Genomic DNA, 24466 nt, shown 5'->3' on the forward strand with positions numbered 1-24466 from the left:
CGCGTGCGTACGGCCACCAAGTGCCCCGGGGCCCGCCGGCTCCGGGGCACCCGCGGGTCACCACAGCACCGGCAGCCGCTCCGGCAGGCGCTTGATGAAGCCGGTGCGCCACACCAGCTGCTCGGCCGGGACCGCGAGGCGCAGGCCCGGCATCCGGTCCACCAGGACCGCGAGCGCGGTCTCCGCGTGCAGCCGGCCCAGGCCCGTGGCCGGGCAGAAGTGCCGGCCGGCCCCGAACGAGAGATGCGGGTTGTGCTCCCGGTCGAGATCCAGGCGCTCGGGGTCGCTGAAGACCGCCGGGTCGAAGTTGGCGCCCTCCACCAGGACGAGCACCAACTCGCCCTTCTTGACGAGGACTTCACCCAGTCGCACGTCCTCCAGGGCGAGCCGGGGCAGCCCGTCGCCGATGGACAGGTTCCAGCGCAGCAGCTCCTCCACGGCCCGGCCCATGCGCTCGGGGTGCTCGCGCAGATGGCCGATCAGCTCCGGGTGCTGGAGCAGGGCGAGGATCGCCAGGGTCAGGAACGCGGAGGTGGAGACCGCGCCCGCGCCGAACATGGAGACCGCGACCGTGGCCAGCATCTCGTCCGTCAGATGCGCGGACTCGCGGTCCTCGCGCAGCGCCCCGAGCCGGCCGAGCAGGCTGTCCGGCGGCACGTCGGGCGCGTTCAGGCGCTCCACCATGTACCCGAGGTCCTTGTACCAGTTGAGCCCGGCGCCCTCGAAGGTGTGGGTGCTCGTCATGAAGGCGGTGTCCAGGCCCGACATGAGCCGGCGCCAGTCCGTGAAGGGGACCCCGATCACCTGGCAGTGCAGGGCCGCCGAGAAGGGGTCGGTGAACCCCGCCCGGAGGTCGGCGGGCGGGCCCTCGGCGAGCAGCGCGTCGACGAACTCGCCCGCCCGCTCGCGCAGCCGCCCGGCCAGGCCGTCGGCGCGCGGGCTCAGCGACTTCATCACGGCGGAGCGCAGCCCGGCGCTGTTGATGTTGCCCATGTTGTTGACGACCTCGGGCGGGATCGTCAGCGCGTACTGGCGCGGGACGCCCGGCGCGGCGGTGTCCTTGAGGCTGAACCGCTCGTCCTCCAGGACCTGTTTGGCCAGGGCGTGACTGCTCACCAGCCAGGCCCGGTCGCCGGTGAGCGTACGCACCCGGGCCACGGGCTGCTTCTCGCGCAGCCAGGTGCACTCCTCGGGCACTACGTCCCCGCGGCGCGAGAGCGGGAAGTCGAGTACGGGCTCGGCGGTCATGCGGCGATTCCTTCCGGGCGCACCACGGCATGGGCCTGGTTGCGGGAGGCGCGGAGCCCGCCGCCCTTGGCGTAGAGGAGTTCGGTCAGCGGGATCGGCGCGTGGTAGCACGACACCGAGGAGGGGACGCCGAGGATGCCCGGGGTGTCCAGGAAGAAGGGGAGTTCGGCGGCGATGTAGTCGAGACACGCCGAGAGCTGCCGCGCGCTCACGGCGGGCTCGCCGACCTTCCTGGAGAGGAAGTGCGCCGCCATGCGTTCGCAGCCGGCGCGGAAGTGCGGGTCGGTGGCGAGGAAGTGCCGCACCCGGCGGTGCAGCAGCTCGTACACGGGGTTCCCGGCGAACTCCGAGAGGCCGTGCACATCGACCGGTGTGCCCTGCGGGTCCGCCTCCTCGACGCCGCGCAGGACCCTGCGGCGCACCGCCTTCAGCTCCTTGGTGGCCCGGCGGGCCGCGTGTTCCCGCTCGTAGCCGAGCGCGCCGAACAGCTCGGCCACATGGAGGTCGGCGTACACGATGTCGATGCGGGAGAACCGTGCCGAAGCCCAACGGACGAGTTCGGTGATGCGCCCGGCGCTGAAGTAGCTGTTACCCGGACTCACACCGATGAGGACGTGGTCGCCCTCGTCCCATATGTGGTGGCAACTTCGTGTGAAGGGCTGCACGGTGAATGCTTCAGTTGTGATGGCCACAGCTGTAACGCCCCAGCGCCGCTAGTCCCTGGGTGCCCTGTGCTCCCGGTGTGGCGGCGACAGCATGAAGTTATCCATCAGTGGCGGAGCGTGAGGAAGTGGCGCCGTGAAGTTGGCGTGAACTCCTCTTTGTCGGGCGGAAAAGCGTCCTCCGTGTATGGCGAACAGTCAGGGTCAGGGGCCGGACGGGCGGTACTGCGGTCAGTGCGCGAGGAGCAGCGCCTCGGCGCCGACCGGCCGGAAACCGGCGGCCTGGAAGGTGCGCACGCTGCGCGCGTTCCCCCGGGACTGCTGGGCCCAGAGCACCGCGTCCGGCGCCAAGTACCGTGCGGTGAGGTCGAGTTGGATACCCAGGCCCCGGCCGCGCGCGGACTCGTCGAGCTCGATGGCGGCCTCCCAGCGGCCCGCGTCGACGCGGCGAGTCTCCACCCGTGGCGCCCCGCGAAGCCCTGGCCGCCGCACGGCGCGCGTGCATCGGCGGCTAATCTGACCGGCGTCAGAAAAGCACCAAGCAGTAGCACCAACAAAGGGGTGGACCCAGTGGCGGACATCGAAGAGGCGCGCAAGGCGTTCGCGAAGCTCGACGTCGACGGCGACGGACGCGTCACCGCGAGCGAGTACAAGGCGGTCATGGCGCAGCTGGGCGACTTCCACGTCACCGAGACCGTGGCCCAGGCCATCATCAGGGCCAAGGACGCCAACGGCGACGGCAAGCTCTCCTTCGAGGAGTTCTGGGCGTCCCTGAACAAGTGACCCCGAACGGTGCCGGTGGCGTGAAATCGCCGCGGCGGAACGCCACCGGTGCCGGGCCGGAATAACGCGCAGTGGCCGCAGGTTTGCGGAGCGTGCCAACGCACCAACTCCGGAAGGCCAGCTCATGAAGATCGGCATCATCGGCGCGGGCAACATCGGCGGCAACCTGACCCGCCGCCTCACCGCGCTCGGCCACCAGGTGTCCGTCGCCAACTCCCGTGGCCCAGAGACCCTTTCCGCGCTCGCGGAGGAGACCGGCGCGACGCCGGTCACCGTCGCCGAGGCGGCCGACGGCGCCCAGGTCGTCGTGGTCACCATCCCGCTGAAGAACGTCCCCGCCCTGCCCAAGGGCCTGTTCGACAAGGCCGCCGAAGGCCTCGCCGTCATCGACACCGGGAACTACTACCCGAAGGAACGCGACGGCCGGATCGACGCGATCGAGGACGGGCTCCCCGAAAGCCGCTGGACCGAGCAGCACATCGGCCACCCGGTGATCAAGGTCTTCAACGGCACGTACGCGCAGGACCTCCTGGACCGGCCGCGCCCCCAGGGCGCCCCGGACCGGGTCGCCGTGCCCATCGCGGGCGACGACGCGGCCGCCAAGCGGCTGGTCCGCGAACTCGTCGACGAGCTGGGCTTCGACACCGTGGACACGGGCGGCATCGACGACTCCTGGCGCCAGCAGCCCGCGACCCCCGTCTACGGCCTGCGCGGCAACAAGGAGGAGGTCGCCGCGGCCCTGGCGGCGGCCCCCAGGGAGCGCCCGGCGGCGCACTCCGCCTGAGCGGAGCCGCGGGAGCGGCTCAGCACTCGATGATGTTGACGGCGAGGCCGCCGCGGGCCGTCTCCTTGTACTTGACGCTCATGTCGGCCCCCGTCTCCTTCATCGTCTTGATGACCTTGTCCAGGGACACCTTGTGGCTGCCGTCACCGCGCATCGCCATCTTGGCGGCGGTGACGGCCTTCACCGCGGCCATGCCGTTGCGCTCGATGCACGGGATCTGGACCAGGCCGCCGACCGGGTCGCAGGTCAGGCCCAGGTTGTGCTCCATGCCGATCTCGGCCGCGTTCTCGACCTGCTCGGGGGTGCCGCCGAGCACCTCGGCGAGGGCGCCCGCCGCCATCGAGCAGGCGGAGCCGACCTCGCCCTGGCAGCCGACCTCGGCGCCGGAGATCGAGGCGTTCTCCTTGAACAGCATGCCGATCGCGCCGGCCGCGAGCAGGAAGCGGACGATGCCGTCCTCCTTCTCCTGCGGGGAGCCGCCGGGCACGAAGTTCATGTAGTAGTGCAGGACCGCCGGAATGATGCCCGCGGCGCCGTTGGTGGGCGCGGTCACGACCCGGCCGCCTGCCGCGTTCTCCTCGTTGACCGCCATCGCGTACAGCGTCGCCCACTCCATGGCGTGCGCCTCGGGGTTGCCCTCGGCACGCAGCAGGCGGGCGGTGTTGGCGGCACGGCGGCGGACCTTGAGGCCGCCGGGCAGGATGCCCTCGCGGGACATGCCGCGCGAGACGCAGGCCTGCATGACGCGCCAGATGTCGAGGAGTCCGGAGCGGATCTCGTCCTCGGTGCGCCACGCCTTCTCGTTCTCCAGCATCAGCGCGGAGATGGAGAGGCCGGTGTCCTTGGCGAGCCGGAGCAGCTCGTCGCCGGTGCGGAAGGGGTGCTTGAGAACGGTGTCGTCCGGCACGATCGGGTTCTCGCCCGCCACGGCGTCCTCGTCCACCACGAAGCCGCCGCCCACCGAGTAGTAGGTCTTCTCCAGGAGGAGCGTGCCGTCGACGTCGTAGGCGAAGACCGTCATGCCGTTGGCGTGGTACGGCAGCGCCTTGCGGCGGTGCAGGATCAGGTCGTCGTCGTAGGCGAAGTCGATCTCGTGCATGCCGAGGACGTTGAGCCGCCCGGAGTCCTTGATCTTCTCCACCCGCTCATCGGCGTTCTCCACGTCGACCGTGCGCGGGGACGCCCCCTCCAGGCCGAGCAGCACCGCCTTCGGGGTGCCGTGGCCGTGGCCGGTCGCGCCGAGCGAGCCGTACAGCTCGGACCGTATCCGCGCGGTGTGGGCGATCAGGCCCTCGTTCTTGAGCCGCGCGGCGAACATCCGGGCCGCGCGCATCGGGCCGACGGTGTGGGAGCTGGACGGGCCGATGCCGATCGAGAACAGGTCGAAGACCGAGATGGCCACGGGAGACTCCTTGTGGGGGTGGGAAGACGCCGTTGTCTGCCGGGGTATCGCAGAGCAAAGCTGGCACAGCATGGGATGGGGCACCGCGCTCACTACCCAGTGTGCGCGGTGCCCCGGGGCTTCGTACGGAATGAACCGAGAACGAAAGCGTACGAAACTACTTCAGGCCGGGGTACAGCGGGTGCTTGGCGGCCAGAGCGGACACCCGGGCGGCCAGGGCGGCCCGGTCGAAGTCCGGCTTCAGGGCCTCGGCGATGATGTCGGCGACCTCGCGGAAGTCGTCGTCGCCGAAGCCGCGGGTGGCGAGGGCCGGGGTGCCGATCCGCAGGCCCGAGGTCACCATCGGCGGCCGCGGGTCGTTCGGGATGGCGTTCCGGTTGACCGTGATGCCGACCTCGTGGAGGCGGTCCTCGGCCTGCTGGCCGTCCAGCTCCGAGTTGCGCAGGTCCACCAGGACCAGGTGCACGTCGGTGCCGCCGGTCAGGACGTCGACGCCGACGGCCCGCACGTCGTCCTGGACCAGGCGCTCGGCCAGGATCCGGGCGCCGTCCAGGGTGCGCTGCTGGCGCTCCTTGAACTCGGGCGAGGCCGCGACCTTGAAGGACACCGCCTTCGCCGCGATGACGTGCTCCAGGGGACCGCCCTGCTGACCCGGGAAGACCGCCGAGTTGATCTTCTTGGCGAGCTCCTGCGTCGACAGGATGACACCGCCGCGCGGACCGCCGAGGGTCTTGTGCGTGGTGGTGGTCACCACGTGGGCGTGCGGCACCGGGTTGGGGTGCAGACCCGCGGCGACCAGGCCCGCGAAGTGGGCCATGTCGACCATCAGGAAGGCGCCGACCTCGTCCGCGATCCGGCGGAAGGCGGCGAAGTCCAGCTGACGCGGGTACGCGGACCAGCCGGCCACGATCAGCTTCGGCTTCGACTCCTTGGCCAGGCGCTCGACCTCGGCCATGTCGACCTCGCCGGTCTCGTCGACGTGGTACGGGACCACGTTGTAGAGCTTGCCGGAGAAGTTGATCTTCATGCCATGGGTCAGGTGACCGCCGTGGGCCAGGTTCAGACCCATGATCGTGTCGCCCGGCTTGAGCAGCGCGAACATCGCGGCCGCGTTGGCCTGGGCGCCCGAGTGCGGCTGGACGTTGGCGGCCTCGGCGCCGAACAGCGCCTTGATGCGGTCGATCGCGATCTGCTCGACCACGTCGACGTGCTCGCAGCCGCCGTAGTAGCGGCGGCCCGGGTAGCCCTCGGCGTACTTGTTGGTGAGGACCGAGCCCTGGGCCTCCATGACCGCGACCGGAGCGAAGTTCTCCGAGGCGATCATTTCGAGGGTGGACTGCTGACGGAGGAGCTCGGCGTCGACGGCGGCGGCGACGTCCGGGTCCAGCTCGTGGAGGGGCTGGTTCAGAAGCGACATCAGACGAATCCCTGTATCCCTGTGGTTGAGGTCAGCTGGCGAAGTCGGTGTACTCGTCGGCGGAGAGCAGGTCGCCCGGCTCGTCCGTGACCTTCACCTTGAACAGCCAACCGCCCTCGAACGGGGCCGAGTTGACGAGCGAAGGGTCGTCCACCACGTCCTGGTTGGCCGCGACGACCTCGCCGGTGACCGGGGAGTACAGGTCGCTGACCGACTTGGTGGACTCCAGCTCGCCGCAGGTCTCGCCCGCGGTCACCGTGTCACCCACCTCCGGAAGCTGTACGTACACCACGTCACCGAGCGCGTTGGCCGCGTGCTCCGTGATGCCGACCGTCGAGACGCCGTCCTCGGCGCCCGACAGCCACTCGTGCTCCTTGCTGTAGCGAAGCTGCTGCGGGTTGCTCATGACCTGAATTCTCCTGTACGCGGGGGAGTGCTGGTGACGGGGTCTTGACGAGTGTCTCGGACGGCGGGACGGGAAGGGGGCGGCCGGAGGGAGGCGCGCGTCACTTCTGGCGCTTGTAGAAGGGCAGCGCGACGACCTCGTACGCCTCGTGCGTGCCGCGGATGTCGATGCCGACCCCCGCGGTGCCGGGCGCGGCGTGCGCGGCGTCCACGTACGCGATCGCGATCGGCTTGCCGAGCGTCGGGGACGGGGCGCCCGAGGTGACCTCGCCGACGACCTCGCCGCCGGCCACCACCGAGAACCCGGCGCGCGGCACCCGGCGGCCCTCGGCGATCAGGCCGACCAGCTTGCGCGGCGGGGTGGCCTCGGCCTTCTCGGCGGCGGCCTCCAGCGCCGTGCGGCCCACGAAGTCGCCGTCCTTCTCGAACTTCACGACCCGGCCCAGCCCCGCGTCGAACGGGGTCAGCGCGGTGGTCAGCTCATGCCCGTACAGCGGCATGCCCGCCTCAAGGCGCAGTGTGTCGCGGCAGGACAGACCGCACGGCACGAGGCCCGCGTCCTGGCCGGCCTCGGTCAGCGCCCGCCACAGCCGCTCGGCGTGCTCGGGCGCCACGAACAGCTCGAAGCCGTCCTCACCGGTGTAGCCGGTGCGGGCGATCAGCGCGGGGACACCGGCGACGGTGCCGGGCAGGCCCGCGTAGTACTTCAGGCCGTCGAGGTCGGCGTCGGTCACGGACTTCAGGATGCCGGGGGACTCGGGGCCCTGCACCGCGATCAGCGCGTAGGCGTCGCGGTCGTCGCGGACCTCGGCGTCGAAGCCGGCCGCGCGCTCGGTGATCGCGTCGAGCACGATCTGCGCGTTGCCCGCGTTGGCGACGACCATGTACTCGCTCTCGCCCAGGCGGTAGACGATCAGGTCGTCGACGATCCCGCCGTCCTCCTGGCAGATCATCGTGTACCGGGCGCGGCCGAGCCCGATGGTGGCGATGTTGCCCACCAGCGCGTAGTTGAGGGCCTTCATCGCCTCGGGGCCGGTGACGGTGATCTCGCCCATGTGGGACAGGTCGAAGAGCCCGGCGCGGGTGCGCACGGCGTTGTGCTCGTCGCGCTCGCTCCCGTACCGCAGCGGCATGTCCCAGCCCGCGAAGTCGGTCATCGTGGCGCCCAGCGCACGATGCAGGGCATCGAGGGAGGTCAGACGGGGGGCGTTGCTCATGGATGTTGCTCCAAGGTCCCGGGGCATGACGGTCGAGGACATCCTCCCCATCTGTCATCGGAACCTGAGAGGTTCACCGTCGCGCACGCGCGGCACGGCTTGCACCTTGGGTGGGACCGCCCGGCAGGGGACGGCCCGCTTTTCAGATCTGCCTCACCCGCGCGGTACGGGGCCTGAGAGATTCAAGGGAGGAACTTGCTCCTTCGGCGCCCCAGCTCACAGCTGCTGAGGACTCTCCCGCGCGGATTCGAACGGCCGGTATGCAGTTGGCGCGCACATCATTGCACGCATCCCGGAAGCGGCAAATCGCTTGAGCTCTATTACCGTCTCTTTACACTTCCAGGGCAGGGGTCCCGGGATCCGAACAGGGGGGAGTGCCATGACGGTTGGACACGAGACGGGCCAGGTGCGGGAGGCGCCCGCGGCGGACGGGCCCGGCCCGGCGGCACCGTCGCGACCGGTGATGAGCGAGGCGGTACGGGATCTGCGCGGGCGGCCCGCGCGCACGCCGCCGGAGCTGCTCTTCGACGCGGGGGACGTCGTGGTGGTGTCGGGTCTTCCGGGCAGCGGCAAGACGACCCTGATGCGCCGGACCGTCACCGACCGCCGCATCGACTCGCAGGACACCCGCCTCGCCTGGCAGCGCCGGCTCCCCGGCATCCCGTACGCCCTCTACCGCCCGCTCACCCGCACCGCGCACTTCGCCAGGACCTGGTGGGCGCTGCGCTCCGGCGACAGCCTCGTCGTCCACGACTGCGGGACGCAGGCCTGGGTGCGGCACTGGCTGGGCCGGGGCGCCCGGCGCCGGGGGCGCGCGCTGCGCCTGGTCGTGCTCGACGTACCGCCCGGCACCGCCCTGGCGGGCCAGGCCGACCGGGGCCGCTGGGTGTCCAGGTACGCCTTCGCCCGGCACCGCGGCGCGGCCCGCCGCCTCATAGCGCGGGTGGAGGCCGGACACCTGCCGACCGGCTGCGCGAGCGCGGTGCTGCTCGACCGCGAGTCGGCCTCGGTACTGCACCGCATCGGCTTCACGAAGTAGCGCCCGGTGGCGCGCGCCGGGCCATTTCCCGGCACCCTTTCCCCGCGTCGTGCCCACGACGTTAGGGTCGAGGGGCACGACAGCAGTCGGGGGAGAAGGACGGCACATGAACTTTCCGGAGCAGACGTTCGCGCATCCGCACGGCGGCGGAGGCTGGCCGGGCAACGAGCTCGAAGAGGTCCTCGCCGCGGCCGTCGGGCAGCCCGACGCGGGCCCCCGCCTCATAGAGGTGCTCGGCCGCAATCCCGTATGGGTGCCGCTGCCCAACGGCGGCGGCCAGGACAGCAGGGACCTCGACCTCCCCACCATGGAGCTCGACGGCGCCCCCTATGTCCCGGTCTACAGCTCCGAGCAGCAGTTCCTGCACTGCGTCGGCTCCCACATGTCGTTCGCCGTCGCGCCTGCCGTCGAGTTCGCGCGCGGGCTGCCGCCGCGGCTCGGCATCGTGGTCAACCCCGAGGGCGCGGTGGGCATGCCGCTGCCCCCGCCCGCCGTCGCCGAGCTGTGCCGCACCGGGCTCACCGCGCTCGACGGGCCCGCGTCGGGCGCGCGGGTACGGCTCTTCGAGCCGGACTGGCAGGAGGAGCCGGTCGACTTCCTGACCGCGGCGGCCGAGGAGTTCGAGGCGATCGGCGTGGTGCTCAGCGCCCGTCGCGCGCTCGCCTCCATCGAGGGGGAGCCGCCCACGCTCTTCATCGGCGTGGAGTTCGCCACCTGGGACGGGGCGGGCCGGGGCGCCCCCATGGAGGCGCTCGGCCGGGCGCTCGGCCGGGTCCCGGTCGGCTGGCCGGTCAATCTCGTCCTGCTGGACGTGACCCAGGACCCGGTCGCCACGTGGATGCGCGAACGCGTGCGGCCCTTCTACGCACGGGCCCAGTAGCAACCACCGGGTGCGTCGCGGCAGGTCCCGCCGGGTCATGGCGGTGTCTGTACGGCGGCTTAACCTGGTTTCATGACCCTTGCACCCCCGCGGCCGCACGCGTGTGCCCGGGGCTGCGGGGCGGCGCAGACGTCGGCACGGTGGATCGAAGAGGGGCGGGACCCAGGGTGAGCGCGTCAGGCACCGCGGCGGCCGGGCAGGTCGAGCACATGCTGCGCCAGGTGACCCCCGGGCGCTACGACGTCTACGAGGCGCTGCTCCACGCCCTCGCGGAGCCCGCCTCCGGCCGGATCCTGATGCTGCTGTGGCACGGCAGGCCGGGCTCCCCGGACGCGCAGTACGGAAACATGGAGGTCGACGGCGTCTCCTACGCGCCCTGTGTGACCTCCGCGCAGGAGCTCTCCGCCAGCGGCTGGAACCGGGCGCACGAAGTGACCGGCGCCCTGGACGTCGCCCGCACGCTCTACCCCGATCACTACGGGATCTGGCTCAATCCACACGCCCCGGGCGGCGGCGTCGGCATCCCCTGGACGGATCTGCGCCGGATCGCCACCGGCCTCGACCGGATGCCGGCCGGCCCCCTGCGGCTGTCCGAACCGGCCGTGGAGATCCCGCAGTTCTACGCCCTGCTCGCGCAGCACGCGCACCGCACCCCGGCCGTGCGCTCGCTGCGCCGCGCCTGGGTTCAGCCCGCGCTCGGCACGCCGTACCTGGCGATCGGGCTCGACCTCTACGACACCAGCCCGCAGTCGGTGGACGCGGTACGGGCGATGATGCAGCAGTCCATCCCCGCGGTACCGGAGGGCCTCGCGGTCTCCACCGTCGCGATGTCGGACGAGTACGACCCGGTCGGTATGTGGCTGAAAGCCGCTACCCGGCCCTTCTACGACCGCGAGGCGCACGCCGCCCCGGCGCCCGGCGGGCCCGGCTACGGCTATCCGCCCGCCGCCCCGCGCATGTACTGATCCGCGTACCGGGCTCCGCTCCGTCCGGCGCCGCAACCGGGACAGACCCGGTCAACTCCCCTCACGCGTAAGGGGAATGTCCGTTCTGATGGGGCGAACGCCGCAATGGTCCAGGGCGTCGCTTGCGCCCCAACTTCCGCGTGTCCGCCCCTGGTTCACCTGCGTCCGCATAACGGAAACCCTCTTTCCGCATCACGTTTACGCATACATTCGCCGTCAGGTCTGGCGGGTGATCGCGACGCCATTGAAGACTCCCGGCATGCAGGGCCGTTCGGGCCCTTGTGCGAGCAGCTCGACCCGCTGCCCGGTGTCGCCCCCCGCTCGCACTGCTGATGGGAACGCGCCGCTACAGCGGCAAGCGCGGGCCGGTCACCGCCGGTTGAGAGGGGTCCTTGCCACGATGACGGCACCATTGCACGACACACCCGCCGACGCGGACCCGACCGCGGACATCAGTGTCACGCCGAGCGGCGAGACCAGAGCGGTCGAAGGGCGTTCGCTGGGCCGTATCGCCTGGAACCGGCTGAAGAAGGACAAGCTCGCCCTCACCGGTGGCATCGTTGTCGTGTTCCTGGTCCTGGTCGCGATCTTCGCGCCGCTGATCGTCGACGCGTTCGGCCATCCGCCGGAGGAGTTCCACGAGGACCAGATCGACCCGCTGCTCTCGACCCCGATCGGCAGCTGGGGCGGCATCAACTCGCACTTCCTGCTGGGAGTTGAGCCGGTCAACGGCCGCGACGTGTTCAGCCGCATCGTCTACGGCGCACGGATCTCGCTGCTCGTGGGCTTCCTCGCGGCCGTCTTCGCGGTCGCGGTCGGCACCGTCCTCGGCGTGATCGCCGGCTACTTCGGCGGCTGGATCGACGCCGTCATCAGCCGCGTGATGGACATGCTGCTCTCCTTCCCGCAGCTGCTCTTCATCATCGCGCTGATCTCCGTGGTCCCCTCCCAGCTCTTCGGGCTCAGCGGCACCGGGGTCCGGCTGCTCGTGATGATCATGGTGATCGGCTTCTTCGGCTGGCCCTACGTCGGACGCATCGTGCGCGGTCAGACGCTGTCGCTGCGCGAGCGCGAGTACGTCGAGGCGGCGCGCAGCCTCGGCGCGGGCCGCGGCTACATCCTGTTCCGGGAGCTGCTGCCCAACCTGATCGCGCCGATCACCGTCTACATGACGCTGATGATCCCGACGAACATCCTCACCGAGGCGGCGCTCAGCTTCCTGGGGGCGGGCGTCAAGCCGCCCACGGCCTCCTGGGGACAGATGCTCTCGTCCGCGACCTCGATCTACCAGTCAGATCCGATGTTCATGATCATCCCGGGTGTGGCGATCTTCATCACCGTGATGGCGTTCAACCTCTTCGGCGACGGCGTCCGCGACGCCTTCGACCCGAAGGGCACCCGCTGATGCGGGACTTCACATACTCCGGCCCGGCGCACCGCACGGGCCGCGACACTCAAAACGCCCACAACGGAGGAAGCGAGATCGTGACAACCCTAGGTTCATCAAGGCGAAAGACGGTCGCCGGCGCCGCCATCGTCGTTGCGGCTCTGCTGTCCACCGCGGCCTGCGGCGGGGGCGGCAGCAACGACTCCAAGGGCGACAAGGCCCCGGGGTTCAACGCCGCCAACAGCAAGCTGGCGAACGCGTCGACGAAGAAGGGCGGGGAGCTCAAGTTCGTCGGCACCCAGGACGCCGACTCCTGGGACCCGCAGCGTGGTTACTACGGCTTCATGTGGGACTACGCGCGCTACTACACGCGCACGCTGATCACCTACAAGCCCGCCCCGGGCAAGGACAGCGAGACGCTGGTCCCGGACATCGCGACCGGTCTCGCGGACGTCTCGGCGGACAAGAAGACGTACACGTACCACCTGAAGGACGGCGTCAAGTGGGAGGACGGCAAGCCCGTCACCTCCAAGGACGTCAAGTACGGCATCGAGCGCATCTGGGCGCAGGACGTCATCTCCGGCGGCCCCGTCTACCTGAAGCAAGCCCTCGACCCCACCGGTGAGTACAAGGGTCCCTACAAGGACACCTCCGCCGACAAGCTGGGTCTGAAGGCGATCGAGACGCCGGACGACAAGACCATCGTCTTCAAGCTCCCGGCGCCCAACGTCGACTTCCAGCAGATGCTGGCCATGCCCTCGGGCTCCCCGGTCCGCCAGGACAAGGACACCCAGTCGAAGTACGGCCTGAAGCCGTTCTCGCTCGGCCCGTACAAGTGGGAGTCCTACTCGCCCAACAAGTCCATGATCCTGGTCCGCAACGACCAGTGGGACCCGAAGACGGACGACGTCCGCAAGGCCCTGCCGGACAAGATCAGCCTCACCCTGCTGAGCAGCGCCGACGACATGGACAACCGTCTGATCAACGGTGACTACGACGTCGACCTGAACGGCACCGGCCTCGGCGCCGCCGGCCGCACCAAGGCCCTCCAGCAGCACAAGGGCAACGTCGACAACCCGGACACCGGCTACATCCGTTACGCGGCCTTCCCGCAGACGGTGGCCCCGTTCGACAACGAGCACTGCCGCAAGGCCGTCATCTACGCGGCCGACCACAAGTCGCTCCAGACCGCCCGCGGCGGCCCGCAGGCCGGCGGTGACATCGCCACCAACATGCTGCCGCCGATCATCAGCGGTTCGGACCCGGCGTACGACCCGTACGGCGTGACCCAGAACAACGGTGCGCCGAACATCGCCAAGGCGAAGGAAGAGCTGGCTGCCTGCGGCAAGCCCGGCGGCTTCTCGACCACCATCGCGGTGCGCAACAACAAGCCGGTCGAGGTCGCCACGGCGCAGTCGATGCAGGCCGCGCTCGCCAAGGTCAACATCAAGGTCGACATCGACCAGTACGACGGTTCGCAGACGACCGGCATCATCGGCAACCCCGAGGTCGTCAAGAAGAAGAACTACGGAATCATCATCATGGGCTGGGGCCCGGACTTCGCGTCCGGCCAGGGCTTCCTGCTCCCGCTGGTCGACTCCAAGTTCATCCTGCCCAACGGCAACAACAACTACTCGATGCTGAAGGACCCGTCGATCGACACGCTCTTCGACCAGGCCATCGCGGCCAATACCCCCGAAGAGGCAGCCGGGCTCTACAAGCAGATCAACCAGAAGGTCTCCGAGCACGCCGTGTACCTGCCGTTCGTCTTCGAGAAGAACGTCAAGTGGCGCAGCTCCCGGCTCACGAACGTCTACACGACGACCAACAACAACGGTTTCTACGACTACGCCTCGCTCGGCGTCGAGAAGTGACCGTCGTCCAATCGCTCCGCCGGCGCACCCGCCGCTAGGCACGAAGGGCAGGTGAAGGCCGTCGCGTGACGGGTCGGGGGTACCGCAATCCGGTGCCCCCGGCCCGCCGCCGGGCCGAGAGCAGTGCTCGCATATCTCATCAGGCGGTTTTTCGCCGCCATCGTGATGCTGCTGATCGTCATGCTCGTGACGTTCGGCATCTTCTTCCTGGTTCCCAAGTGGACGGGTGTCGACCCGGCCACGATGTACGTCGGCAAGCAGTCCGACGCGGCGGCGCTCGAAGCGATCCGCTCCAAGCTGGGTCTCGGCGACCCGATCTTCGTGCAGCTCTTCGACTTCGTGAAGGGCATCCTGGTCGGTCGCGACTACACCGGCGGCGGCTCCACGATCCACTGCGGCGCCCCGTGCTTCGGCTACTCGTTCAAGAACGAGCAGGCCATCTGGCCGGTCCTCAAGGACCGCTTCCCGGTCACGCTGTCGCTGGTCATCGGCGCGGCCATCCTGTGGGTCATCTTCGGTGTGCTCACCGGCGTGGTCTCCGCCCTCAAGCGCGGCTCGCTGTGGGACCGGGCCTCCATGACCGTGGCCCTGGCGGGCGTCTCGCTGCCCATCTACTTCACCGGTCTGCTGTCGCTGGCGATCTTCACCTACGGACTGCACTGGACCGACGGCCAGTACGTCCCCTTCAGTGATTCACCGGGCGGGTGGTTCAGCGGACTGGTCCTGCCCTGGATCACGCTCGCCCTCCTCCAGGCGGCGATGTACGCCCGGCTCACCCGGGCGACGATGCTCGAAGTGATGGGCGAGGACTACGTCAGAACCGCCCGCGCCAAGGGCCTCAAGGAATCCGTCGTCATCGGCAAGCACGCCATGCGGTCCACCATGGCGCCGATCCTGACGGTGCTCGGCATGGACATCGGCGCCCTGATCGGCGGCGCGATCCTCACCGAGACCGCGTTCAGCATCCCCGGTCTCGGCCAGGCCGTGCTCAGGGCCATCGACGAGCGCGACCTTCCGGTGATCCTCGGTGTCACGCTGATCACCTCGGCGGCGGTGATCTTCGCGAACCTCGTCGTGGACCTCCTGTACGCCGTGATCGACCCCCGAGTGAGGCTCGTATGACCGACCTGAACAAGACCGGCGCCGCGGTCGGCGAGCCGGTCGCGGGTGAGCGGCCCTCGGACGCGTTCCTCGACGTACGCGACCTGAAGGTGCACTTCCCGACCGACGACGGCCTGGTCAAGTCCGTCGACGGGCTGAGCTTCTCCCTGGAGAAGGGCAAGACCCTCGGCATCGTGGGCGAGTCCGGCTCCGGGAAGTCCGTCACCTCGCTGGGCATCATGGGCCTGCACACGGCCGGCCAGTACGGCAAGCGCAAGGCACAGATATCCGGCGAAATCTGGCTCAACGGCACGGAGTTGCTCTCCGCCGACCCGGACGACGTGCGCAAGCTGCGCGGCCGCGACATGGCCATGATCTTCCAGGACCCGCTGTCCGCGCTGCACCCGTACTTCACCATCGGCAAGCAGATCGTCGAGGCGTACCGGGTCCACCACGACGTCGACAAGAAGGCCGCCCGCGTCCGGGCGATCGAGATGCTCGACCGGGTCGGCATCCCGCAGCCCGACAAGCGCGTGGACTCCTACCCGCACGAGTTCTCCGGTGGCATGCGCCAGCGCGCGATGATCGCGATGTCGCTGGTGAACAACCCCGACCTGCTGATCGCGGACGAGCCGACGACCGCCCTGGACGTCACCGTCCAGGCGCAGATCCTCGACCTGATCCGGGACCTGCAGAAGGAGTTCGGCTCCGCGGTCATCATCATCACCCACGACCTGGGCGTCGTCGCCGAGCTCGCCGACGACATCCTGGTGATGTACGGCGGCCGCTGTGTGGAGCGCGGCCCCGCCGAGAAGGTCTTCTACGAGCCCCGCCACCCCTACACCTGGGGCCTGCTCGGCTCGATGCCGCGCATCGACCGGGAGGAGACCGAGCGTCTCATCCCGGTGAAGGGCTCCCCGCCGTCCCTGATCAACATCCCGTCCGGCTGCGCCTTCAACCCGCGCTGCCCGTACGCCGATGTGCCCAAGGACAACATCACCAGGACCGTACGCCCCGAGCTGAGCGACGGCGGGAGCGGCCACTGGGCCGCCTGCCACATGACGCCGGACGAGCGGGAGCGCATCTGGACCGAAGAGATTGCGCCCAAGCTGTGAGCGAGGACAAAGGCGTGACGGACAACGACGTGACGATTCCCGCCCAGGGCAAGGGCGCGGCCGGCCAGGGTGCGGCCGGCGGGAGCGTGCTCAACAAGGAAGCCGCTCCCGGCGAGGTGCTGCTCAAGGTCAGCGGTCTGCAGAAGCACTTCCCGATCCGCAGCGGACTGCTCAAGCGGCAGACCGGCTCGGTCAAGGCCGTCGACGGCATCGACTTCGACGTGCGCTCCGGCGAGACGCTCGGCGTGGTCGGCGAGTCCGGCTGCGGCAAGTCGACGATGGGCCGGCTCATCACCCGGCTGCTCGAACCGACCGGCGGCAGCGTCGAGTTCGAGGGCCGGGACATCACCCACCTCGGGGTGCGCGGCATGCGGCCGATGCGCCGCGATGTGCAGATGATCTTCCAGGACCCGTACTCCTCGCTGAACCCGCGGCACACGGTGGGCGGCATCATCTCCGCCCCCTTCAAGCTGCAAGGCGTCAAACCCGAGGGCGGGATCAGGAAGGAGGTCCAGCGCCTCCTGGAGGTGGTGGGTCTCAACCCCGAGCACTACAACCGCTATCCGCACGAGTTCTCCGGCGGCCAGCGCCAGCGCATCGGCATCGCCCGCGCGCTCGCCCTGAACCCGAAGCTGGTCGTCGCGGACGAGCCGGTGTCGGCGCTCGACGTGTCGATCCAGGCGCAGGTGGTCAACCTGCTCGACGACCTCCAGCAGGAGCTCGGCCTGACGTACGTGATCATCGCGCACGACCTGTCGGTCATCCGGCACGTGTCGGACCGGATCGCGGTCATGTACCTCGGCAAGATCGTGGAGTTGGCCGACCGCAAGTCGCTGTACTCGGCGCCGATGCACCCGTACACCAAGGCCCTGATGTCCGCGGTGCCGGTGCCGGACCCGAAGCGGCGCGGGGTGAAGAGCGAGCGGATCCTGCTCAAGGGCGATGTTCCCTCGCCGATCTCGCCGCCGAGCGGCTGCCGGTTCCACACCCGGTGCTGGAAGGCGACCGAGGTCTGCACGACGCGGGAGCCGGTGCTCGTGGAGCTCAAGCCGGGCCAGCGCGTCGCCTGCCACCACCCGGAGAACGCGCCGGACCAGGCGCCGGGCGAGGCGATCCTGCCGGAGGCCCGTGAGTCGATCGAGGTCGTGACGATCGGCGAGGGCGTGGAGCCGGTGGAGCCGGTTGCTCCGGTCGAGCCCGCGACGGTCGAGCCCGCGACGGTCGAGCCCGCGACGGCCGGGGCTGCGGCCGCCCAGGAGACGGTGACCCCCGATGCGGCGACGGCCGAGCCGGCCGCCACGCCTGCCGAGGCCAAGACCGTACCGACCGCGGCGGCGGCCGAGCCTGCCGTGACGGCCGAGCCTGCCGCGGCTGCGGACGGCAAGGGCGGAACCGGCCGGGACGGCGCCTCCGAGGAGTCACAGGAGTCAACCGACAAGTAGGCCATGACAGTTCGGCAAAGTCATGTCCATGCCGAAGCGGGAGAGTGCAGAGTCTGCGTGTCCGTAACAACGGCATGCGTTCGAAGGGCAGACTCACATGGCACTCTCCCGTTCGGCACGTCGCACCTCCCGCTGGCTCTCCCTCGCCACCGCGGTGGCCGCCGGGTTCACCATCGCCGCCGCGCCCGCCGCCTCACCCGGCGCCCCCGGCATCGGAGACCCCTACTTCCCCGAGATGGGCAACGGCGGTTTCGACGCCCTCCATTACGACCTCGGTGTCAGCTACAACCCCGATTCGGGGCGCCTGGACGGGCGCACCACCGTGACCGCGCGCGCCACCCAGAACCTCTCCCGCTTCGACCTCGACCTCCAGAAGCTCACGGTCGACTCGATCCGGGTGAACGGCAAGCCGGCCGACTTCAACAGGAGCGGCGACGAGATCGTCATCACCCCGCGCCACCGCCTGAGCAAGGGCGAGGAGTTCGAGGTCACCGTCGTCTACGGCGGGGTGCCGAAACCGCTGAACGGCCCCATCGTCTTCGGCTCCGACTACGGCTGGATGAAGACCAAGGACGGCGTCTTCGTGGCCTGCGAGCCCAACGCCGCCTCCACCTGGTTCCCCTCCAGCGACCACCCCTCCGACAAGGCCACGTACGACATCCGCATCGACGCCCCCAAGGGCCTCACCGGCGTCTCCAACGGCCGTCTGGTGGAGTCCCACGACCGGGGCAACCGCTCGTACTACCACTGGCGCGAGTCCAAGCCGATGGCGACCTACCTGGCCACCGCATCCATAGGCAAGTTCGACGTGAAGACCGGCCGCACGCCCGGCGGCACCCCCATCTACGTCGCCATCGACCCGGTCCTCGCCAACCAGAACAAGGTCGATGTGTACGCGGTGACGGCCGAGGCCACCGACTACTGGTCCAAGCTCTTCGGCCCCTACCCCTTCGAGGTGACCGGCGCGGTCGTCGACGACATGCCGCAGGCCGGCTTCTCCCTGGAGACCCAGTCCAAGCCGAGCTACTCGGCGGTGCGCAGCGAGTCGACCATCGTGCACGAGCTGGCCCACCAGTGGTTCGGCGACTCCGTGTCGGTCGCCCACTGGGACGACATCTGGCTCAACGAGGGCTTCGCGACGTACGCGCAGTGGCTGTGGGCGGAGCACCGCGGCACGAGGAGCGCGCACGACTCCTTCCTCGCCGCCTACAACTCGATCCCGGCGGCCGACGACTTCTGGAAGATCGAGGTCGCCGACCCCCAGCGCGACACGATGTTCTCGGACGCGGTCTACGAGCGCGGCGCGATGATGCTCCAGGAACTCCGCGAGAACATCGGTGACCAGGCCTTCTTCAAACTGCTCCCGGCCTGGACCAAGGCCCACCGCTACCACAACGCCGATACCGAGGACTTCATCAAGCTGGCCGAGAAGGTCTCGGGCAAGCCCCTCGACAGCCTCTTCCAGAAGTGGGTCCACGACACGGGCAAGCCCGCGCTCTGAGCCCGGGGTGTGCCGGGCGGCGCCCCGCCATGAGTAAAAATGCGGGGTGCTTCACTCACTGTTCAGTCCCTCCGTCCAGCACGCGCTGGACCTCGTCGGGATCTTCGTCTTCGCGATCTCCGGCGCGCTGCTCGCCGTGCGCAAGAACTTCGACGTGTTCGGCATCGCGGTGCTCGCCGAGGTCACCGCGCTGGGCGGGGGGCTGTTCCGCGATCTCATCATCGGGGCCGTACCGCCGGCCGCGTTCACGGACCTGGGGTACTTCGTGACCCCGCTGCTCGCCGCGGTCCTCGTCTTCTTCCTGCACCCCGAGGTCGAGCGCACCCAGACCGCGGTCAACGTCTTCGACGCGGCGGGGCTCGGCCTGTTCTGCGTCAGCGGCACCACCAAGGCGTACGACTACGGGCTCGGGCTCACCTCGTCGGCGGCGCTCGGCCTCGCGACTGCGGTGGGCGGCGGTGTGCTGCGCGACGTCCTCGCCAACGAGGTTCCCTCGCTGCTGCGCTGGGACCGCGACCTGTACGCGGTGCCCGCGATCGTCGGCTCCACGATGATCGTGCTCTTCATCCGCTTCGACATGCTGACCGCGGGGACCAGCGGGCTCGCGGTGGTCACCGCGTTCCTGCTGCGCATCGCCGCGCTGAAGTACCACTGGCGGGCGCCGCGGGCCTGGAACCGGCGCAGCTCGACGCTGGAGGAGGCGTGAGGGTTCCGGGGGAGCGTGGGGTCACGAAAAAAGCTACCGCTCAGTAATGTATCGGTGTACGGTGCTGCCCATGGCACAGGCATCGTCACCGGTACTCCCCGCCGCGATCGGGGACAGCGAGTTCGACCGCGACACCGCGGTCTCCCTGCGGGAAGCGGGGGTCTACGACGCGGAGCTCTCGGCGGGCTGGACCATCATCCACGCCGTCAACGGCGGCTATCTGCTCGCCTTGCTGGGCCGTGCGCTCGGCGACGCGCTGCCGCACCCGGACCCCTTCACCGTCTCCGCGCACTACCTCACGCCGTCCGTCCCGGGGCCGGCGGTCATTCGCACCCAGGTGGTCCGCACCGGCCGCACCCTCTCCACGGGGCAGGCCTCGCTCTTCCAGTACGACGAGAGCGGCGCGGAGGTCGAGCGCATCCGGGTGCTCGCCTCGTACGGGGACCTCGACGCGCTCAGCGACGACGTGCGCACCACGGCCAAGCCGCCCGCGATGCCGCCGCTCTCGCACTGCATCGGCGCTGCGGACGCTCCCGACGGCAGCCGTCCGCCGATCCCCGGCAGCTCCGCCATCACCGACCGTCTGATGCTCAAGCTCGACCCGACGACGCTGGGCTGGGCCGTGGGGGCGCCGTCCGGAAAGGGCGAGATGCGGGCCTGGTTCGGGCTCGCGGACGGGCGTGACGCGGATCCGCTCTCGCTGCTGCTCACGGTGGACGCGCTGCCGCCGACCTCCTTCGAGCTGGGCCTCAAGGGCTGGACGCCCACGGTCGAGCTGACCACGCACGTTCGGTGCCGGCCGGCGCCCGGGCCCCTGCGGGTGTCCATCACCACGCGGAACCTGGCGGGGGGTTTTCTGGAGGAGGACGCGGAGGTCTGGGACTCGGCGGACCGGCTGGTCGCCCAGTCCCGCCAACTGGCGCGCGCGCCGCGGGGCTGAGGCGGGCGGGGGCTTTCGCCCTCCATCCCGCCCGTTTGCCCGGGGTTGGTTGGTTCCAGGCCCCTGGGGCTCCGCCCCGAACCCCGTTCGCACCTTGAGGACGCCTTGAGGGCGCTCGTCCCCAAACTTCCCCAAGGTCGCAAGGGCCAGGGGGACCCCCATGACGGGCTGAGGATGCCCGTGCTGGTCCGCACCGGTCCTGTCAGGGGCGCGGGGAACTGCGCGACCAGCCACGCACGGGCTGCGGGTGAGAGCGGGGTTGGGGGCGGAGCCCCCAGCGGAGCTCCGGGGGAGCCCCGGTGGAGCTCCGGGGGCTAGTCCAGCCAGTGGTGGCGGCCCAGGGTCACCAGGCGCAGCTGGGCCCGGGCCGTGGCCAGGACCGATTCCTCGGAGCCCTCGTCGCCCTCCAGGAGCGCCGACGCCGTCATCACCATGTGGTCGACGTACACCCCGGCCAGCATCCGCAGATCCGCCGGGGTCCAGCCGGCCGACTCGGGGTCGGCCCCGAGCGCCTCGGCCACCTCGTCCGCGAAGCGGCGCAGCTGCACCCCGATCGCCTCCCGCACCGGCGCGACTCCGCCGTGCCGCTCGCGGGCGATGAAGCGGACATGTGCCGGGTGCGCCCGCACGTGCGCACCGATCAGCGCCACCGCCCGTTCGATCCGCTGCTCGCTCGACCCCGTCGTGACGATCGCCGCCCTGATCGTGTCGTGGAGCGAACCCAGCGCCTGCTCGACCAGCGCCACTCCCAGGTCGGCCGTCCCCGTGAAGTGCCGGTAGAACGCGGCCGGAGCCATCCCGACCGCCCGGGTGACCTCGCGAAGCCCCAGGCTGCTGAGGCTCTGGTGCTCCAGGAGCTGGAGCGCCGAGTCCATGAGGGCCTGCCGGGTCTTCTGCTTCTGGGCCTGCCGGATCCCGAGAGTGTGGCTCATACCACTCAGTAAACATGTGTTCGCGGAAGTTGGGAACACTAGACTCAGTAGTCAGTGAACAGTCGTACTCTCAAGGCATGTCGAGGAAGCCGTCCGACCGTGGGCGCCCTCCTCCCGGACCGCCCGGAAGCCGTGCACAGAAAGGGTTCTCATGCTTTTCCTCGTCGCAGCCCTCCTTCTGCTGGGGGTCGTGCTGGGCTCAGCGGCGCACCTCCCGCTCCCGGTCACCCTGGCCGTCGCCGGTGTCATCGGCGTCTGGCTGCTCGTCTTCGCCGCCCGTGAACGCCTCTCGCACCGGAAGGGCTGACGATGGAACTCGCAGCGATCCGCCGCCGCACCCGCAACCGTGACAGGGACGGGATGGCCGTCGCGGCCTTCGTCCTCGGACTGGTCGGGCTGCTCGTCATGAACATCGTCCTCGGCCCCGTCGCCATCGTCCTGTCGTCGCTCTCCCTGCTGTACGGCACCGAGCGCCGGGGCCGCGCGCTGCTCGGTCTCGCCCTGGGCGTGGCCGACCTCGCGGTCCTGGCCGGCCTGATGATGGCCGACCACACCGTGTCCTGGGGGCTCAACGGCTGAGCCCCGCCACGGTCCTGGCCGGAACTGCGGCACGGCCCGCCCCGTGCGGCTCGTAGAATCGGGCCCACCATGGCTTACCTCGACCACGCCGCGACCACTCCGATGCTCCCGGAGGCGGTCCAGGCGATGACCGCCCAGCTGACCGCCACCGGCAACGCGTCCTCGTTGCACGCCGCCGGGCGGCGGGCCCGCCGCACCGCCGAGGAGGCACGCGAGGACCTCGCCGCATCGCTCGGCGCGCGCCCCAGCGAGGTCGTCTTCACGGCCGGCGGCACCGAGGCCGACAACCTCGCCGTCAAGGGCCTGTACTGGGCCCGCCGGGACGCCGACCCGCGCCGCGTGCGCGTCCTCGCGAGCCCCGTCGAGCACCACGCCGTGCTCGACGCGGTGCACTGGCTCGCCGAGCACGAGGGCGCCACCGTCGAGTACCTGCCCGTCGACGCGCACGGCCGGGTGCACCCCGAGGTGCTGCGCGCCGCGATCGAGCGCGACCCCGACGACGTCGCCCTGGCCACCGTCATGTGGGCCAACAACGAGATCGGCACCATCATGCCGGTGTCCGAACTCGCCGCCGTGGCAAGGGAGTTCGAGATCCCCCTGCACGCCGACGCGGTGCAGGCCTTCGGCCAGCTCGACGTGGACTTCGCCGCGTCGGGACTCGCCGCCATGACCGTCTCGGGCCACAAGATCGGCGGACCGTACGGCATCGGGGCCCTGCTGCTCGGCCGCGAGTACACCCCCGTTCCCGTGCTGCACGGCGGCGGCCAGGAGCGGCACGTACGCTCCGGCACCCTCGATGTCCCCGCCATCGCCGCGTTCGCGGTGGCCGGGCGGCTCGCAGCGGAACGGCGCGGCGCCTTCGCCCGGGAGACCGGCGGACTGCGCGACCGTCTTGTGGAGGCCGTCCACAAGGCCGTGCCCGACGCGATCCTCGGCGGCGACCCCGACCCGGCCGGCCGGCTGCCTGCCAACGCCCACTTCACCTTCCCCGGCTGCGAGGGCGACTCCCTGCTGCTGCTGCTCGACGCGCAGGGCATCGAGTGCTCCACCGGCTCCGCCTGCACCGCGGGCGTCGCCCAGCCCAGCCACGTCCTGCTCGCCACCGGCACCGATCCCGACCTGGCCCGCGGCACCCTGCGCTTCTCGCTCGGCCACACCTCCACCGCGGCCGACGTCGAAGCGGTCGCCGAGGCCATCGGGCCGGCCGTGGAGCGGGCCCGTACGGCAGGCCTCGTCTGAGCCGGGCCCGCGCCGAGGTCCCCGCCCGCGCCGAGGTCCCCGCCCGTGGCACGGGTCAGGCCCCTGGCACGGGTCAGGCCCCTGGTACCGCTCAGGTCCGGGGCTCGGCTCCGGCCCGGCCGGCCGCCCCGACCAGCTCGATGTAGCGCGGCCAGTCCCAGTGCGGGCCGGGGTCGGTGTGATCGGTGCCGGGCACCTCCACGTGCCCGATGATGTGCGTCCGGTCCACGGTTATTCGATAGCGGGCACAGATCGCCGCCGTGAGGCGGGCCGACGATGCGTACATGGCGTCGGTGAACGACGAGGCCTCGTCCACGAAGCCCTCGTGCTCTATGCCGACACTGCGCTCGTTGTACTCCCGGTTGCCCGCGTGGAAGGCCACGTCCAGCTCCCGTACCGTCTGCGCTATGTGGCCGTCCTTGCGCACCACATAGTGCGCCGCGGCCTTGTTCCCCGGGTCCTGGAACGTTCTGAGGGCGCTGTCGAAACTGCCCTGGACGACATGGATCACCACCCGGTCCACCGCGTAGTCGTCCGGCCGGTCCGCCATCCGCCAGTTCGGCGGGGCCGCCGCCACCCACTGCGCCCCCGCGAAGTCCAGCTCGCCGGCCTTGCGTGGCCGGTGCGGCCTCGCCTGCGGCTTGTTCAGGTATCCGATCGTGCCGAGCGCCACCACCGCGCCCCCGATCAGCAGCCCCCTGCGGCTGGTCGCCATGCTCCCCGCCCCCGTCCCTCCCCGTACCGCTCCCCGTGGGGTCATCGCCACCGCGCCACCACCGCACCTCGGCCGGCGACTCCCGGATCCGACCCCTCTGAGATCCACAACGGATACTCCCGCGCCCCGGGTT

General features: G+C 70.3%; 24 protein-coding genes, 1 pseudogene and 1 riboswitch. Of the genes and pseudogenes, 16 read left to right on the forward strand and 9 right to left on the reverse strand.

The window, feature by feature from the left end; all coding sequences use genetic code 11:
• Positions 1-57: 57 nt before the first annotated feature.
• The 3 genes and pseudogenes from ACFYNP_RS27310 to ACFYNP_RS27320 form a co-directional block, all read right to left on the reverse strand.
• Positions 58-1248: a cytochrome P450 gene (locus ACFYNP_RS27310; protein WP_388788997.1), complete on the reverse strand. Its 1191-nt coding sequence runs from the start codon at positions 1246-1248 to the stop codon at positions 58-60.
• Positions 1245-1940, reverse strand: a complete 696-nt coding sequence (locus ACFYNP_RS27315) for a tRNA-dependent cyclodipeptide synthase (protein ID WP_388789000.1) — start codon at positions 1938-1940, stop codon at positions 1245-1247. Before ACFYNP_RS27315 ends, ACFYNP_RS27310 begins: the two co-directional genes overlap by 4 nt.
• 201 nt (positions 1941-2141) lie before the next feature.
• A pseudogene (locus tag ACFYNP_RS27320) lies at positions 2142-2348 on the reverse strand (GNAT family N-acetyltransferase); the annotation flags it as partial.
• Positions 2349-2480: 132 nt separating this feature from the next.
• On the opposite strand from ACFYNP_RS27320, the gene ACFYNP_RS27325 reads away from it, so the two are divergent.
• Together ACFYNP_RS27325 and ACFYNP_RS27330 are read left to right on the forward strand one after the other, a co-directional pair.
• A complete protein-coding gene (locus ACFYNP_RS27325; protein WP_161251968.1) occupies positions 2481-2693 on the forward strand; it encodes an EF-hand domain-containing protein in 213 nt (70 codons plus the stop codon).
• 61 nt (positions 2694-2754) lie between these two features.
• Positions 2755-3477, forward strand: coding sequence for an NADPH-dependent F420 reductase (locus ACFYNP_RS27330; RefSeq protein WP_388789066.1), 723 nt, complete (start codon positions 2755-2757; stop codon positions 3475-3477).
• 19 nt (positions 3478-3496) lie between these two features.
• Here the strand turns inward: ACFYNP_RS27330 and ACFYNP_RS27335 are convergent, their stop codons facing one another.
• The 4 genes from ACFYNP_RS27335 to gcvT form a co-directional block, all read right to left on the reverse strand.
• Positions 3497-4879 carry an L-serine ammonia-lyase gene (locus tag ACFYNP_RS27335; RefSeq protein ID WP_388411953.1) on the reverse strand — a complete coding sequence of 461 codons (1383 nt, stop codon included), beginning with the start codon at positions 4877-4879 and terminating at the stop codon, positions 3497-3499.
• Positions 4880-5036: 157 nt separating this feature from the next.
• The gene (gene glyA / locus ACFYNP_RS27340; protein WP_388789002.1) at positions 5037-6296 is read right to left on the reverse strand and encodes a serine hydroxymethyltransferase; all 1260 of its coding nucleotides are present in this window, start codon (positions 6294-6296) and stop codon (positions 5037-5039) included.
• Between the two features lie 31 nt (positions 6297-6327).
• On the reverse strand, positions 6328-6702 hold the full coding sequence (gene gcvH, locus ACFYNP_RS27345; protein WP_388789005.1) for a glycine cleavage system protein GcvH: 375 nt from the start codon (positions 6700-6702) through the stop codon (positions 6328-6330).
• Between the two features lie 100 nt (positions 6703-6802).
• Positions 6803-7918: a glycine cleavage system aminomethyltransferase GcvT gene (gcvT, locus tag ACFYNP_RS27350; RefSeq protein ID WP_388789008.1), complete on the reverse strand. Its 1116-nt coding sequence runs from the start codon at positions 7916-7918 to the stop codon at positions 6803-6805.
• Between the two features lie 152 nt (positions 7919-8070).
• Positions 8071-8168, reverse strand: a riboswitch (glycine riboswitch).
• Between the two features lie 129 nt (positions 8169-8297).
• On the opposite strand from gcvT, the gene ACFYNP_RS27355 reads away from it, so the two are divergent.
• The 11 genes from ACFYNP_RS27355 (at position 8298) to ACFYNP_RS27405 (ending at position 20868) form a co-directional block, all read left to right on the forward strand.
• The gene (locus ACFYNP_RS27355) at positions 8298-8957 is read left to right on the forward strand and encodes an AAA family ATPase (RefSeq protein WP_388411961.1); all 660 of its coding nucleotides are present in this window, start codon (positions 8298-8300) and stop codon (positions 8955-8957) included.
• Between the two features lie 106 nt (positions 8958-9063).
• Complete coding sequence (locus ACFYNP_RS27360; RefSeq protein ID WP_388789011.1) at positions 9064-9837, forward strand: enhanced serine sensitivity protein SseB; 774 nt, start codon at positions 9064-9066, stop codon at positions 9835-9837.
• Between the two features lie 167 nt (positions 9838-10004).
• Positions 10005-10802: an enhanced serine sensitivity protein SseB C-terminal domain-containing protein gene (locus ACFYNP_RS27365; RefSeq protein ID WP_388789014.1), complete on the forward strand. Its 798-nt coding sequence runs from the start codon at positions 10005-10007 to the stop codon at positions 10800-10802.
• A gap of 400 nt (positions 10803-11202) precedes the next feature.
• Complete coding sequence (locus ACFYNP_RS27370; RefSeq protein WP_388411966.1) at positions 11203-12207, forward strand: ABC transporter permease; 1005 nt, start codon at positions 11203-11205, stop codon at positions 12205-12207.
• 80 nt (positions 12208-12287) lie between these two features.
• Complete coding sequence (locus tag ACFYNP_RS27375; protein ID WP_388411968.1) at positions 12288-14063, forward strand: ABC transporter substrate-binding protein; 1776 nt, start codon at positions 12288-12290, stop codon at positions 14061-14063.
• 123 nt (positions 14064-14186) lie between these two features.
• Positions 14187-15185, forward strand: a complete 999-nt coding sequence (locus tag ACFYNP_RS27380; RefSeq protein WP_388411970.1) for an ABC transporter permease — start codon at positions 14187-14189, stop codon at positions 15183-15185.
• Positions 15182-16279 carry an ABC transporter ATP-binding protein gene (locus ACFYNP_RS27385; RefSeq protein ID WP_388411972.1) on the forward strand — a complete coding sequence of 366 codons (1098 nt, stop codon included), beginning with the start codon at positions 15182-15184 and terminating at the stop codon, positions 16277-16279. Before ACFYNP_RS27380 ends, ACFYNP_RS27385 begins: the two co-directional genes overlap by 4 nt.
• Before the next feature lie 29 nt (positions 16280-16308).
• On the forward strand, positions 16309-17721 hold the full coding sequence (locus ACFYNP_RS27390) for an ABC transporter ATP-binding protein (protein ID WP_388789069.1): 1413 nt from the start codon (positions 16309-16311) through the stop codon (positions 17719-17721).
• 97 nt (positions 17722-17818) lie between these two features.
• Complete coding sequence (locus ACFYNP_RS27395; RefSeq protein WP_388411974.1) at positions 17819-19222, forward strand: M1 family metallopeptidase; 1404 nt, start codon at positions 17819-17821, stop codon at positions 19220-19222.
• Between the two features lie 46 nt (positions 19223-19268).
• The gene (locus ACFYNP_RS27400; protein ID WP_388411976.1) at positions 19269-19928 is read left to right on the forward strand and encodes a trimeric intracellular cation channel family protein; all 660 of its coding nucleotides are present in this window, start codon (positions 19269-19271) and stop codon (positions 19926-19928) included.
• A gap of 70 nt (positions 19929-19998) precedes the next feature.
• Positions 19999-20868 carry a thioesterase family protein gene (locus ACFYNP_RS27405; protein ID WP_388411978.1) on the forward strand — a complete coding sequence of 290 codons (870 nt, stop codon included), beginning with the start codon at positions 19999-20001 and terminating at the stop codon, positions 20866-20868.
• Positions 20869-21182: 314 nt separating this feature from the next.
• Here the strand turns inward: ACFYNP_RS27405 and ACFYNP_RS27410 are convergent, their stop codons facing one another.
• Positions 21183-21800 carry a TetR family transcriptional regulator gene (locus ACFYNP_RS27410; RefSeq protein ID WP_388411980.1) on the reverse strand — a complete coding sequence of 206 codons (618 nt, stop codon included), beginning with the start codon at positions 21798-21800 and terminating at the stop codon, positions 21183-21185.
• 151 nt (positions 21801-21951) lie between these two features.
• Between ACFYNP_RS27410 and ACFYNP_RS27415 the strand changes: the two genes are divergently transcribed.
• The 3 genes from ACFYNP_RS27415 (at position 21952) to ACFYNP_RS27425 (ending at position 23618) form a co-directional block, all read left to right on the forward strand.
• On the forward strand, positions 21952-22107 hold the full coding sequence (locus tag ACFYNP_RS27415; protein ID WP_162952519.1) for a hypothetical protein: 156 nt from the start codon (positions 21952-21954) through the stop codon (positions 22105-22107).
• Positions 22108-22109: 2 nt separating this feature from the next.
• Entirely contained in the window at positions 22110-22379 is a 270-nt protein-coding gene (locus ACFYNP_RS27420; protein WP_388411983.1) for a DUF4190 domain-containing protein, read from the forward strand.
• A 69-nt stretch (positions 22380-22448) separates the two neighbouring features.
• A complete protein-coding gene (locus tag ACFYNP_RS27425) occupies positions 22449-23618 on the forward strand; it encodes a cysteine desulfurase family protein (RefSeq protein WP_388789017.1) in 1170 nt (389 codons plus the stop codon).
• Between the two features lie 91 nt (positions 23619-23709).
• Here ACFYNP_RS27425 and ACFYNP_RS27430 read toward each other — a convergent pair whose 3' ends face one another.
• Positions 23710-24333, reverse strand: a complete 624-nt coding sequence (locus tag ACFYNP_RS27430) for an N-acetylmuramoyl-L-alanine amidase (protein ID WP_388411987.1) — start codon at positions 24331-24333, stop codon at positions 23710-23712.
• Positions 24334-24466 lie beyond the last annotated feature (133 nt).

The organism is Streptomyces sp. NPDC006691 (assembly GCF_042869955.1).
GTDB lineage: Bacteria > Actinomycetota > Actinomycetes > Streptomycetales > Streptomycetaceae > Streptomyces.

Excerpts from the sequence above, each read along its gene's own strand:
- ACFYNP_RS27310 (WP_388788997.1), bottom strand. The coding sequence starts at position 1,248 with ATGACCGCCGAGCCCGTACTCGACTTCCCGCTCTCGCGCCGCGGGGAC.
- glyA (WP_388789002.1), bottom strand. The coding sequence starts at position 6,296 with ATGTCGCTTCTGAACCAGCCCCTCCACGAGCTGGACCCGGACGTCGCC.
- gcvH (WP_388789005.1), bottom strand. The coding sequence starts at position 6,702 with ATGAGCAACCCGCAGCAGCTTCGCTACAGCAAGGAGCACGAGTGGCTG.
- gcvT (WP_388789008.1), bottom strand. The coding sequence starts at position 7,918 with ATGAGCAACGCCCCCCGTCTGACCTCCCTCGATGCCCTGCATCGTGCG.
- ACFYNP_RS27355 (WP_388411961.1), top strand. The coding sequence starts at position 8,298 with ATGACGGTTGGACACGAGACGGGCCAGGTGCGGGAGGCGCCCGCGGCG.
- ACFYNP_RS27360 (WP_388789011.1), top strand. The coding sequence starts at position 9,064 with ATGAACTTTCCGGAGCAGACGTTCGCGCATCCGCACGGCGGCGGAGGC.
- ACFYNP_RS27370 (WP_388411966.1), top strand. The coding sequence starts at position 11,203 with ATGACGGCACCATTGCACGACACACCCGCCGACGCGGACCCGACCGCG.
- ACFYNP_RS27385 (WP_388411972.1), top strand. The coding sequence starts at position 15,182 with ATGACCGACCTGAACAAGACCGGCGCCGCGGTCGGCGAGCCGGTCGCG.
- ACFYNP_RS27395 (WP_388411974.1), top strand. The coding sequence starts at position 17,819 with ATGGCACTCTCCCGTTCGGCACGTCGCACCTCCCGCTGGCTCTCCCTC.
- ACFYNP_RS27405 (WP_388411978.1), top strand. The coding sequence starts at position 19,999 with ATGGCACAGGCATCGTCACCGGTACTCCCCGCCGCGATCGGGGACAGC.
- ACFYNP_RS27410 (WP_388411980.1), bottom strand. The coding sequence starts at position 21,800 with ATGAGCCACACTCTCGGGATCCGGCAGGCCCAGAAGCAGAAGACCCGG.
- ACFYNP_RS27415 (WP_162952519.1), top strand. The coding sequence starts at position 21,952 with ATGCTTTTCCTCGTCGCAGCCCTCCTTCTGCTGGGGGTCGTGCTGGGC.
- ACFYNP_RS27420 (WP_388411983.1), top strand. The coding sequence starts at position 22,110 with ATGGAACTCGCAGCGATCCGCCGCCGCACCCGCAACCGTGACAGGGAC.
- ACFYNP_RS27425 (WP_388789017.1), top strand. The coding sequence starts at position 22,449 with ATGGCTTACCTCGACCACGCCGCGACCACTCCGATGCTCCCGGAGGCG.
- ACFYNP_RS27430 (WP_388411987.1), bottom strand. The coding sequence starts at position 24,333 with ATGGCGACCAGCCGCAGGGGGCTGCTGATCGGGGGCGCGGTGGTGGCG.